A 12,679-nucleotide genomic window follows, 5' to 3' on the forward strand; every position below is an offset into this window, starting at 1 on the left:
GGGCCACTTCGTCAACGAGTCGACTAGGTCCGCGGTATCCACGTTGGGGACCTCGTCTGGGTGTGAGTCGAAGCGCCCGTGCTCGGGCCCGGCGGCCGTAGGTGACACGTACTTCGGCAGCGAGGGCAGCAAGACGCCCCGCTGAACCCCTTCGACGAGTCGGAGTCCAGCGGGTGCGAGTACGTCATCTATCTCAGCGTCAGTCAGGATCACGGCAGCCCACTCCGGTCACGTCGTCCACGCGGGATTGTCGGGTGATCCAATGAGAATTAGCGACTGCCACCCCTTGATCACGATGATCACGATCTTCACTCGAGACGAGCGGCACCCACTTTGTTCAGGGCGTCCAGGTCGTGCCACATCTGGGTGTGGGCCGCGTCGACATCGCGTGTTCGGGGGCCGTCCCCGGCAGTGTCCGGGGACGACCCTGGTCTGGGCCCCTCAGGCCCCAGACCAGGGTCGTCCAGTGCCCATCGGGTGCTTGGCTTACGAAGCCACCTGCCGGTCACACAGCGGGTCAGGTGGAGCTATGCGGCCGCGGACCACTGCTGGTTGGGCGTGCCGGTGCAGTCCCAGACCTGGAGCCTGGTGAGATTGGCCGAGCTGTGATCAGTGGCGTCGAGGCACCTACCCGACTGGGGGTTGATCAGCAGCTTTCCGGACTTCTGCCACTTCTGGGCTCCGGATCCATTGCAGGTGTAGATCTGGACCTTCGAGCCGTTGGCCGTCGCGCCGCCCTGGACGTCCATGCACTTGCCGAGCGCGCGCAGCGTTCCGTCCGGCGACACCGCCCAGTTCTGTGCCGCGGTGCCATTGCAGTCGTAGAGTTGTACAGCGGTGCCGTCGGCGGAACTTGCGGCATTGACGTCCACGCACTTTCCGCCCAGCCCGCGGATGGGGCCCGTCGAGGCCTGGGTGGTGCTGGGGGTCGGAGTAGGCGTGGTAGAGGGACCGCTGGTGGGGGTTGGGCTCGGAGCGGTACTGGATCCGAACTTCATCTCGATGCCGCCGACGAGGTATTCGTGGCCCGGATCGGACGCCTTTTCCATGTAGACCCATACGAACATGGAGCCGATGCGGTACGGGAAGTCAGGCGGGAGGCTTACGGTCAGGGTTGAGGCCTGTCCCGCGGTTACCGTGGGCGGCGAGAATGCGGCCGTTGCACCCAGGCTCAGGGGTCGGGTGTACAGCCTGAGGGTGTCGCGAGTCTTGTCGATGGCAAGCTCGCTGGTCGTGATCTCCGCTGTCAAGCTGGATCCTGCAGTCGGCTGGCCGGTGAAGGCCCGGGGTGCGTTGGTAGAGACGTTGGCGGTGAACAGCCTCAGGTCGATTGTCGATGCCCGGACCAGCGACGATGCAGAACCGACAACGGTGATGAGGTACTCGCCTTCGGGCGCCGTCGCGGCCGTCTTGATCGTCATGGTGGATGATTCGCCCGCCTTCACCGATGCGGGGCTGAATGAGGCGGTGGCGCCAGCCGGGAGGTTTCCCGCCGAGAGGGTCACGGTCTCCGCAGTTCCGCCGAGCACGGAGGTGGAAACTGCGAAACTTGCCGAGGAGCCCCGCAGGACGTTGACGCCGATCGGGGACGCGCTCAGGGAGAAGGCATTGCCGACAGGGGCACACTGAGGCTCGCTTGCCTGGGCCGGCACAGCGACAGCGTTCCAGGCATCCCGGACGGAGTTGTACACCGCGCAGGAGTGCGGGGACAGGCTCTTGGCAGCGATGAGAGTGGCCACTCTGACGTCTCGGTAGGACCACGTGGATGTCTTGGCGAGAAGCGCGTTATAGAATACCTGGCCCGCCGTCTTGATGCCTTGCCCGCTCACTGACCCCGGACCGCCGGCGCAGATGGGGCTGACCGGTCCGGCGGCCGGTGCCGATCCCTGCGACACCAGGTAGAACCAGTGGTCGAGGGGGCCTACCGCCGTGTGGGGTGAGGCGTTTGGGATTGCGGAACTATAGCAATTCGGCAAGCCTGTTTTTGACGGATCATGCATATACCGGAGAGGGCCCCCGCCGTCAATGTTGTCCAATTCGGCCACGGTGAAGTCCGGCTTGTCGTTGGGGTTGTTGACGTAGGCCTCGGTGAGCGCGCCGAATATGTCACCAGTGCCGACCAGGAGCCCGCCGTTTTCGTTTCCTGTTCCCGCGCCGCCGGGCGTTGTCGCAAAGACACCATAGCCATAGACGGATCCGACAACATCCAGGGATGTCAGATCCCTTTTGCCGTCGCTGGATATACCGAACTGCGGTTGTGTGCCAACTAGGCTCGCGTTGGGACGGTCGAAACCGACAGCGGCTTCGATTCCACTGCCGAACCCGTCAAAGCCATCTCGGCCGAGCCAACTCCCCAGCATGTCGTACACGTTCGCGGCACCGTACTGCTCGTCCACGCACGCTGTCTCCACGTGCGGGCCGGTGCCGTTGCCCCAGATGTTGTCCGCGCTCATGAGGACCGGGTCGGTGAACGTACCGCAGGAGAAGTTCGGGTTGTCGTACTTGGCGAGATTGAGTCCTCTTGTCGAGTCCTGAAGTTGAAAAGAATCCCCCGAGCTGGTCGTCGAGAGGCTTACAGCGCCGTTGTAGTAGCCGTGGCCCGCCGCGTTGCTCGGCCCTTCAGGGGATGCCGTGGCTGCCATCACATCCCTTCGCTGCGTCGGTGCAGATGGCCTTTCTGCGGCGCCACCGGCTGCGATCGAGGCTACCTCGCTCTTGACTCCCGCCACCGCTCCGGTCTCCGCGTCCACGAACACACGCAGTGTCGACGGAGTGTGGTCCCGAGACTGCCCGGCCACGACTGATTCCCAGACCAGCCGAGGTACCTTCGTCCAAGAAAGAACCTTCAACCGGGGTGGTGTGGAGGACCGGACGATGGGCACTTGAGAACGGGCTCTCTCCACCGCCTCTGCGGCCGGTATCCGCGCCTTCACCGTGGGAAGACGAATGCTCGATTTCAACGCGGTCGCGGTCTGAACCACCTTGCCCGCCGCGTCCGTGACCACGACTGCGTCGCCGCCTACGACCGGCAGACCCCTATATGCTCGCTCGTAGGACACGTAGTTCAGTCCGCCGCCTCCGGACTGAACACGCGCGCGTGACAGCACGTCATCTCGTCCGATCCGCAACTCCGGCGATCTGGCGTCAACCAGCGCTTGCGCCGCCTGCACGCTCTTCAATGACGGTGCGGGGGAAGCCTGATTTTTGCCCGCGGCCGGCGTTTGGCTGAAGGCCGCCAAACTGACAGTCACAAGGATCCCGGCCAGGGTCAGCACGACCGGCCGTTGTTTGCATCGCAAAACGCTACACCCCTCATATGTGTGGATTTGACGACCTCTACGGATCGCCTACTTCAATACCTCATCGCGTGGCAGATTGCGCGCCAGCCGGTGGCGGAGGAATGCTGGGGGTTTGGCACATACTTGAACTGCCGACACCCGGCTCGTCGACCTGGACTTGGGGTGCCGGCGGCGGGCACGGGCCGTGGGCCGGGCTCGTGCTGTACGGGACATTGGCCCGGCAACCTCCACTTGCGTGACGCCCCACCGAGTCGGATCCGGCTGGGGATTGTCCAGATCGCTCACGGGCTACTCGCCTGAGCCGATTCTCCTTCCCGCCGGCGAAGCCAGTCTCTGGGAGCCGCGGCGACTTCGGCTTCGGCTGTTCTCCACCCCCTTGCGACTCGTGACCACCGGACGTCGCGCATCCTCGTACTCTCCCGGCAGTGGTTCTGGACGAGCACGACTCCTTAAGCCCCGCAACGGCTCGGAGATCCCCCGAACCCCTACTGACCGTCAACTGCCGGCCCCCATGAGCAGCACCCCCTGGAGCGTCGCCGACGTCCATCCGACGCGGCATCTGGGCCCACAGCACGCCCTCCATCAAGTCCGAACACTGAAAGGGCCTGCCAGAAGAACCGAGGGGCTGTCACGAAACGCCGAGGGCAGGATCCCACAACATTACATCGGGACGTTGGAGACGGTGCGAACGCGGAGCAGAGCACATGAGTCATGATACGTATTGACTGATCGTGCATCACAATGGAGTCTCTTACTGGCGACCAAGATTCATCTGTCGATGGGTCGTCGTCCAAGACCCAATCTTTCAAAGAGGTCCGTCATCGAATCGAACCCGAATTTTCGAAATTCTCGAGCCGAGGGCTGCAGCCATACGGATCATCATGCAGCCACAACTTCATCACCGTCTCTCAAAATAGCCATCTCAGCCAGTGATCCGCTTACCTGTGAGGGTGTCATCCGATACTTGCGCTCCCAACCACAAGTTCAGGTCCTTGGTGTTGATGGACATTCCGATGCGGACGTGACTGTCGTGCTGGCCGATGATGTCACCACCTCGACCCTGAATTCTGTGAGGCGAGCGTCCCTCGAAAGTGTAAAGCCTGAAATGCGCACCATTTTGGTGGCCAATGAAATTACTGAAGCTCAGTTGATGAATGCAATCCAGAATCGGGTGGTGAGTTTCCTCCCTAGGCGACAGTCCGAGATGCGGCATATTCTGTCGGCCGCCTTGAACGTCCGAGCTGGCCGAGCGCACCTTCCGGCAGCGTGGATTCGCGGGGTGATTGAAAATCTACGATCCGCACAGTCGGCTGAATTCGAGCGAAGTAGCTTCTCCAAGCGGGAGCTCGACATAGTCCTGCTGCTTGCCGAGGGCTGGACAACGGTAGAAATTGCCGACAAGCTCAGCTACTCGGAGCGTACTATCAAGAACTGCCTGCATGGAATGCTCACCCGACTCGACCTTCGCAGCCGAGCGCACGCGGTCGGTTACGCTGCCCGCCTTGGGGTGATTTGAGCTTGACCATACGACGCAAATGGGATCTTCATGTAAAATTCCGAATAAATCACGGGTATCTGCTAAGTGGGGGATGTTCCATAATTGCCGGATTGGGGGCTGGCAGGGACCCCTGACCCGTGAAATCAGGTGACATGCTTGGTGTCGTCACTGTAGTGGCCCATGTGCTCTCCCGCCTCCTCCATGGCCAGTGCATGCTCGACGGCTGTAACCAGGGTTTCCCTCACGGATATGCGGTCCCGCGCATCGCAATCGAGGACAGGTATCCGTGAATCAATGTCCAGCGCTGTGCGGACGGTTTCTGCGCGGTACGAGCGGGCGCCGGCGAATGTGTTCACAGCCACAACAAATGGCAGTCGGTGCCGCTCGAAATAGTCGACTGACGGGAAAGAGGTGGCGAGTCGTCGAGTGTCAGCCAGAACGATGGCACACAAGGCCCCCGCAGCCAATTCCTCCCACATGAACCAGAATCGATCCTGACCCGGTGTGCCAAAGAGGAAGACGCTCAACTTTTCGTTCAAAGTGATACGGCCGAAGTCCAGGGCAACGGTGGTATGTGTCTTCAGGCTCACGCCCTGAGTATCGTCGATTCCGATGCCCGAGCGTGTAAGACTTTCCTCTGTGTGAAAAGAATCGATCTCGCTGACCGCCGAGACCATCGTGGTTTTCCCTGCCCCGAAGCCCCCCGCCACGAGAATTTTGACCGCCTGAGGCATTTCTACTGTCAACATGGGTGCAGTGCCATCTTTCCGTCGCACTCCCGTCACACGCCTTTCGTGTCTGAACATTTCATCTCCGAATTCGGTGCGCCGCACCGCCCGCAGCATTTTGCATATGCTAGAAAGGAGCTACCAGGGTTATAGTGCACGTAGGCCCTTCAGTACCTCTCTAATGAGCCCAATGCTTGGTCGGTCGCCGGTTCGGGCGGACTCGCTGACTTGGACTGCACCCATTTCCAGGAGATCTCCTAGAAGTACCCGAACTACTCCCAAGGGCAGGTTTGTCCGGGCCGCGAGCTCCCCCACCGACAGGGGGTGTTGACATAGCCCCAGCAGAATCAAATGTTCGGGCTCAGCATGAATTTGCCCATGCAGGGACTCGACGAGGGCAACTACAAAGGTGACCAGCTCGAATAGGTTCTGGCGGACGCCCGTCCGCCCTCGCACCATGGCGTAAGGTCTGACGAGGGGTACGGACCCGTCCTCTATCCAATCGGCAGGCATCACGTCAACAACCGGGCACGGGCTTGCTCTCGCTGACCGCGGAAGTCAACCGACAAGTGTTGCCCGACACGGCCGACCAGCCGTGCCATCTCGTAGGCCACAATGCCGATGTCGGCCCCTTGAGGGGTGAGTACCGCCAGGCAGGCGTTCTCTCCGGCGGCACAGACGAAGAGATAGCCCATCTCCATCTCCACCACTGTCTGGCGGACTTCCCCCCCTCCGAAATGTCGACCAGTTCCCTTGGCGAGACTGTGAAATCCACTTGCGACTGCGGACAACTGGTGTGCTTGATCTCGGGCCAAGGCGCTGGAGGCCGCGAGTAGGAGCCCGTCGGACGAAAGCACGATGGCGTGCCCAACCTCGGGAACTCGCTGGACCATGTCATTGAGAAGCCAATCCAGGTTCGGCGTGACTTCCGTCGGAGTTGGGTGTGTCATCGAGTACCTTCCCTTTCTGGTGAATCGACGGATGGATGAGTGAGTTGATGGTGACCACCGTTGCGCAGGGACTCCCCCCACTCGAGGCGTCCACGAGCGCTGCCGGCCTGAAGGGCAGACATGAGCGAACGTGCCTGATCGGAACGGTTCCCCAACGCCTCGGATGCCTCCGGCTGCGTTGATTCGCCCCGAGGGAATGCCCGGGGTATGCCGGCATGACGGACTGAAGACTCGAGGTGAGCGAAAGAACCCGGGGGTGACGGGGGCTGCCACGGTTGGGCGTGATGCTGGGGCGTCGATCCGCTCCAGTCGAACGCTGGTGGTGAGGTGTCGAGGGAGCCGGTGACCTGCAGCTGCGGGGCGAGGTTGGCCTGACGAACCCGTCGCGGGAGACCGTCGACGGTTTCCGCATCGGAGCGATGAGCGTCTGCGTGATCCAAAGGGGGTGGCTGAGGCAACGCCGTCGAAGGAGCCGTTGCGGGAAGGAAGCTGGAAGGAGCCTCGACGTCCGGCACCTCCCGGAGGCGTGCCTGCATGGAGCCCGGTGCCGAGCCTGCGGAACCTTCGGCCACTGGCACAGTTTGTGGAAGTGGCTGTTCAGCGCCGAGAAGCTTCTCTTGCACCAGCCCGCGAGCATGCACCGTGTCCGAGTCTGGTGTCCGGGGTAGAGCTGGGGCACTAGCCGTGTGCGGTTCCCAATCCAGCAGGTGTTGTGGGATTAGCACAACGGCTGTTACACCTCCGTAGGGGGACTTCCTGAGCGTGACGGCAATCTTGTGTCGCTTGGCGAGTCGTCCAACCGTGGCCAAGCCAAGGCGAGTGCTGTCCAGCGCGCTGATGTCTACGTGCGAGTCGATCCGGGCATTCGCCTTTTCGATATCCTCAGCGTTCATGCCCAAGCCTCGGTCGTCGATCTCCAGCACCAGGCCGTTAGTCGCAATTCCCACGCTCACGCGAACCTGGCTGTCGTCCGGTGAGAAATTCTCGGCGTTCTCGATGAGTTCAGCCAGGAGGTGGACGACGTCAGCTACTGCTCGTCCGGCAATAGCGACGTCGGGGACTGGCAAGACCGTCACACGTTGATATTCTTCGGTTTCGGCAATCGCACCTCGAATTACGTCGACAGCCGGAACTGAATGTCGCCAAATACGACCGGTGGCTGAACCCGACACGATGATCAAACCCTCGGCGTAACGGCGCAGGCGGGTTGCTATTTGATCGAGACTGAACAAGTCACTCAGTCTTTGAGGATCTTCCTCTCGACGTTCGAGGGCGTCGAGGATGCCGAGTTGACGGTGCACGAGGGTCTGGCTACGGCGGGCGAGATTGACGTACACCTCATTGATGCCCCGATGCAATCGAACGTCCTCCACAGCGAGATCGACCGCGGTCGTCTGGAGGGCAAAGAAGGCATCTCCGAGTTGAGCCATCTCGCGGTTGACGAATTCCGGGCGAGTCATGTCGTCCTGGATGTCGACGGTCTCGCCACGGCGCAGTCGGCCAACGACGTCGCGGAGTTGGTCTTCGGTCAGGTTGCGCGCGGATTCGCTCAGACGGGCAACGTCACCAACTAGGGAGCGTCCAATGCGTACGGAGAGGATCACGGAGATGATCAGGGAAGCCAGCCCGAGCACTCCGGCTATGAGCAACTCCTTCAACGCGCGTTCTGCCGGCGGACCGGTAAGGGTGAAGACTACGGAGATGTTGTCGAGCGCAAGCTGATTACTTGCCGCCCATTGTGCATCGTAAGCGGTTCGCCACTGCGTGACGGAAAACGGGAGACTCCGTGCGTCAGTTCCTGCGGAAATGATCTGATCTTCCATTTTAGCCACCCGCTGCAGAGGCCCCCCCGGAGCAGCCAGTCTCTCGAAAGGCCCGCGCTGCGCCGCCGGCAAACTCTGCATCGCCAGGCGATTCAGATAGCGTGAGGCTCCGATGTTTTGCACAAGCACGGTGTGAATAGCGGGCGTCATCCGACCGGTAACCGCCACGGATGAGATCAGCGCGTCCTCCTGAGACAGGAAGTCGCTGGCCAAGGTGTGTGTGTACAAGGCCTGCCCGAAGCTCTGGGCTTTGCTGTCCGGGAGGAGGGTCATCGCATCGAAAGCCTCGGAGATCATGGCATTGAATTTGCTGTAGGCCTCCATCGCCTGAGCAAGGCTGATCCGATGGCTGTCGACTTGTTCACGCAGTTCGGTGATGCCGTGGAGAGCTTGTTGAGCGGCATCGATGTTCTTGCGCACTTGCGGGCTCGCGTCGCTGCGCACGTCCTCGTCATTGGCGTGTATCAGGAACTGCGCGAGTGCGGCATCGGTCGCATCACGGCTCCTGCTCAGAGTGGATGTGCGACCTTCGTATGACGATCGCCCCCGTGTATCGCTTTCGGGTGCCGGCCGCTTGGATGCGAGAAGGACCACACTGGTACGCCTCTCTGCTTGCAGGCTGATGAATACCTGCCCAAGGGGGCGTGCCAAGTGGTTTCCCATGGTGTCCACATGCGCGAGCGTGAGCGCGTTTCCCAATGATAGATAGGCGGCATATGACCACAGCACGGCAAGGGACAACAACGGAAGCAGTAGTAGAGCAGTGATCTTTCTGCGAATGGTCCAGTTGCGAGATCTCATGCGCTATCACTGTCTCCGCTTGCGAGGATCTACTGTCGGATCTTTTCCGATTAATTGTGAGGCCTTGTTAGCCTTTGGAGGTGGCGTAAGGCCTTGAATCGCCAGGCGATGTTAGCCATGTGGCTGGGCGTTGACGATTCCAGGTTGAGAATCTGGAGATCTTATACTCTTGCGATTTGCGGCCCGCTTCGGTGGCACGCGGCAACAGGAAAAGTGCAACGAGGCGGCCATCCGTATTTTGGCAGGAGATGGCAGAGTGCGTGCATTACCATCGAAGGATGCATACCCGAAACTAGGCGAAACGCTGCCTGTAGATTGAAACAGAAGAAGTGAACGTTGCGCTCTGTGAACGATCTTGAGTGGTCACGTGAGACGGCTGCAGCGTACAGGGGCGGTCATGATGCGCGTAGGGGACAGTTCCAAGAACCGTCGTCCACGACCTCTGATCCCCGGGAGCTCGAGACGTAACGAGGGGTGCTCGGGCTGGAAACGGAGGAGCGTCTGCGGTCGATTTGCGCCACGTCTGACCGTTTTTCGCGAATCTCACATGATAGGAGATTTACGTAATTGCAAACAGGAGGTGGTTGCGAGATGACACGTCCAGACGCAATGTCTATGTCGTTTGGGTAGGTGTTTTGCCCTTCCGTACTCGCTCGGACACGGGTTTCCGGCTTCGTCACGCGAAGTGGGTGTGGTTGCTCGAGCAGTCGCTCAACAGCCTGGAATCCAACGGGCCAGCCGCAGTAACTGCTGATCGCGGTCCTTCGGACGCCCGTGTGACGTGCTCAGGCGTACCGTCCTCGGACGGCCCCTGGTTCCCTCATCCACCGCCCGGCGAACCACGATGCTGCCGTACCACGCAGACAAACGCCCGCCAGGTGTTCGCGCTTGCCGACCACTGAATCCGCTCCGTTCCGTCGTGCGTCTCCAGTCAGGCGGCCTCGCGCGCCACCGACGACGACAGGTTCATCTCGACGGGGATTGTCGGCGACGGGTGAAAAATGGTTCTGGACCGTTCAGCGCCAGGGCCACGGGGCTCACTGAAACCGCGATCATGAACCGGCCATGGGTGATGTCCCCGAGGACCTGTGGTTCCACCAGGTCGAGGGTGTAGAGGTCGAAAGCACGATGCCGGACGGCGAGTTGACTGACATACGGGCTCGGACGGGTGTGGGGCAGGCTGCGTGTCCGGCGTGCGGAAACTGTCGTCCCGCGTGCACAGCCGGTACGTACGTCGACTCGCAGATAGTGCGGCCGGCGGTCGCTCGGTGCTGGTCGAGTTACATGTGCGGCGGCTCTGCTGCCATGAACGCACCTGCGGGCAAGCGACGTTCGCCGAGCAGTCGACGGGCTCACCTTCCGGCATGGGCGGCGAAGTACTGGTCTGCAGACCGTGCTCGAACGCCTAGCGGCAATGATGGCCGGTCGGGCCGGCGCCCGCGTGTCCCAGACCCTGACAGCCGGAGTGAGCAGGCCGACGTGCTGCGTCTGATCCGGCGACTGCCAGAGTCCGAAACCACGACGCCGCGGGTGCTGGGGGGTGGACGAATTTGAACCGGGCAAAGGGCACGACTACGGCACGATCCTGATCGGTGTCGAGACCCGTCAGCCAATCGACCTGCTCCCGGACCGCACAACATCGACGGTGGCTCGGCGGCTCGCAAATCACCCCGGCGTCGAAGTGATCTGCCGAGACCGCTCCGCCGCCTGTGTCGAGCGGGTGCGGTCGTTCTTTGCGCACAGTCAGCAGTAGGCGCTTCGGCTGGCCTGTCGGAATGCTCCCGGTGGGCTCGGTGATTCAGGCACTGTCGCGGATCTCGCCACCCGATTCCGTGGCTGGTGTCCAGGCCGAGGCCTGCATCTCGGGCGCGACCCCCTGATTGGCGTCGGTAATGGCGATGCAGACTGAGTGGGGCAGCCAGGTTCCCCGCTTGGTGATCCAGGCGATGAGCTTGTGGATGCCGCCGCCATAATTTGCAAGGGTAAGTGTGGTGTGTACGCCCATCGGCCTTCGGTAACCGGGCCAGATTGAGTCGGGCTGCAGTGAGTGTCGACGGCGGTGTCGGAGCTTGAGTTCCTGGCGATGGCGGCATCTTGGTTGCCTGGGACCGCCATGACCGCCACGCCGTGCATGTGAACCTGCCGTTCCGTGTCCGGAGCTGCCGCGGTGACGATTTTCCACACCTGGCTCATGCACGGTGGCACGAGAAGCGCGAGTCGCCGTTGGCCAGGGTTGACTGCCTGCGGTGAGGGTGCCGATCAGCCGCAACACGGTCGGGCCGGAGGCTACAGCTCCGAACACCGCGTGCTCGGCCAGCGGCATGCTTGCGTCGGCTGGGTACCTCGCCGGGTGCCATGGTGAGCGCGACACCCAACTGAAGCTTCGTTTGGGTCGTGCCCGGCCCGTCCCCAAGTCTCACCAGCTGAGGTCAGCTGCAGTCGTCGCTTCGTCGATCAGGCCTCGGGTGTGCGCACTTGTGAGAGTGGGAGACTGGCGATGCCGCCGTAGGCCAGATTGGGGACCTCGTTCGTGAATTGCGCATAGGGGGTGAATTCAGTTGGAAGCCGAGCCGCTCTTCCATTCCTGCCAGGACATGTTCCAGCCGTTGAGTCCGTTGTCCGGGGCGATCGTGCGGTCGTGGGAGTTCTTGACGACGACGACGTCGCCGATGAGGGAGTGGTTGTAGAACCACGCCGCGTCCTGCCCCGAATCTCCGCCGCCGCGGACGTCGTTCAGTCCCACGCAGCCGTGGCTCACGTTGGAGTTGCCGAAAACGGAGTCCGGCGCCCAGTAGTTGCCGTGGATGAACGTGCCGGAGGTCGACAGCCGCATCGCGTGCGGGACGTCGGGGATGTCGTACTCCCCCGCGTATCCCACGGTGGCTCCGTCCATCCGGGTCGAGACGAACTTCTGGGAGATCACCATCTGCCCGTTGTACGTGGTGCTCCCGGGCGCGCCGGAGGTGATCTGGACCGTGCGGACGACTTGGCCGTCACGGATGACACGCATGGTGTGCGCGGCGGCGTCGACGGTGGAGACCTGGCGGCGGCCGACGGTGAAGCGGACGGTCTTGTCCTGGGTCCCGTAGGCGCCCGCGGCGCCCTTCACCCCGTCCAGGCGCAGGCTCAGGGTGACCTTGGCGTGCGCCTTCCAGTACGTCCGCGGGCGCAGGTCCAGGCGCTGGTCGCCGAACCAGTGGCCCACCACCTCCTGGCCGCTGTCGCTGGTGACGCGTATGCCGCGTTCCACGGCCTTCTTGTCGGCGACCGGCTTGTTGAAGGTCAGGGACACGGGCATGCCGACACCGACGGTCGAGCCGTCCTCGGGGGTGAATGTGCCGATCAGGCGCTGGTCCTTCGCGAGCGTGGTGAAGGACAGACGGCGGGTCTGCGTGCGGCCGCCCTCGTCCGCGGCGCGGACGACGAGACGGTACGAGGTGCCGTAGGCCAGGGCGGCGTCCGGGGACCAGCGGCGGTGGTCGCCGGCCGCCGTCCCCCGCACCGCCTGTCCTCCCGCGGTGGTGAGGGTGACGGACGAGATCCTTCCCCCGGAGACCTCGACATCGCCCGCGCTGCGTAT

General features: G+C 62.4%; 9 protein-coding genes. 2 read left to right on the forward strand and 7 right to left on the reverse strand.

Annotation, left to right across the window (positions count from 1 at the left end):
- Positions 1-527: 527 nt before the first annotated feature.
- Positions 528-3,275 (reverse strand): ricin-type beta-trefoil lectin domain protein, encoded by a 2,748-nt coding sequence (locus AB0F62_RS20915; RefSeq protein ID WP_361800842.1) that lies wholly within the window; start codon positions 3,273-3,275, stop codon positions 528-530.
- Positions 3,276-4,320: 1,045 nt separating this feature from the next.
- Between AB0F62_RS20915 and AB0F62_RS20920 the strand changes: the two genes are divergently transcribed.
- Positions 4,321-4,815, forward strand: a complete 495-nt coding sequence (locus tag AB0F62_RS20920) for a response regulator transcription factor (protein WP_361800845.1) — start codon at positions 4,321-4,323, stop codon at positions 4,813-4,815.
- A gap of 125 nt (positions 4,816-4,940) precedes the next feature.
- Here AB0F62_RS20920 and AB0F62_RS20925 read toward each other — a convergent pair whose 3' ends face one another.
- From AB0F62_RS20925 to AB0F62_RS20940, 4 genes are all read right to left on the reverse strand, one after another.
- Positions 4,941-5,546: an ATP/GTP-binding protein gene (locus AB0F62_RS20925; RefSeq protein WP_361800872.1), complete on the reverse strand. Its 606-nt coding sequence runs from the start codon at positions 5,544-5,546 to the stop codon at positions 4,941-4,943.
- Positions 5,547-5,672: 126 nt separating this feature from the next.
- Positions 5,673-6,038 carry a DUF742 domain-containing protein gene (locus AB0F62_RS20930; protein ID WP_361800875.1) on the reverse strand — a complete coding sequence of 122 codons (366 nt, stop codon included), beginning with the start codon at positions 6,036-6,038 and terminating at the stop codon, positions 5,673-5,675.
- The gene (locus tag AB0F62_RS20935; RefSeq protein ID WP_361800848.1) at positions 6,038-6,475 is read right to left on the reverse strand and encodes a roadblock/LC7 domain-containing protein; all 438 of its coding nucleotides are present in this window, start codon (positions 6,473-6,475) and stop codon (positions 6,038-6,040) included. The genes AB0F62_RS20930 and AB0F62_RS20935 overlap by 1 nt, the downstream gene beginning before the upstream one ends.
- The gene (locus AB0F62_RS20940; RefSeq protein WP_361800851.1) at positions 6,472-9,099 is read right to left on the reverse strand and encodes a nitrate- and nitrite sensing domain-containing protein; all 2,628 of its coding nucleotides are present in this window, start codon (positions 9,097-9,099) and stop codon (positions 6,472-6,474) included. Before AB0F62_RS20940 ends, AB0F62_RS20935 begins: the two co-directional genes overlap by 4 nt.
- A 1,540-nt stretch (positions 9,100-10,639) precedes the next feature.
- Here AB0F62_RS20940 and AB0F62_RS20945 point away from each other — a divergent pair.
- Positions 10,640-10,852: a transposase gene (locus AB0F62_RS20945; RefSeq protein WP_361800854.1), complete on the forward strand. Its 213-nt coding sequence runs from the start codon at positions 10,640-10,642 to the stop codon at positions 10,850-10,852.
- A gap of 45 nt (positions 10,853-10,897) precedes the next feature.
- On the opposite strand, the gene AB0F62_RS20950 is transcribed toward AB0F62_RS20945, so the two are convergent.
- Entirely contained in the window at positions 10,898-11,104 is a 207-nt protein-coding gene (locus AB0F62_RS20950) for a hypothetical protein (protein ID WP_361800857.1), read from the reverse strand.
- A 549-nt stretch (positions 11,105-11,653) separates the two neighbouring features.
- Positions 11,654-12,679: Ig-like domain-containing protein (locus AB0F62_RS20955; RefSeq protein WP_361800860.1), on the reverse strand; the 1,026-nt coding region annotated here is incomplete at its 5' end.

This window comes from Streptomyces sp. NPDC026673 (assembly GCF_040638135.1).
Lineage (GTDB): Bacteria > Actinomycetota > Actinomycetes > Streptomycetales > Streptomycetaceae > Actinacidiphila.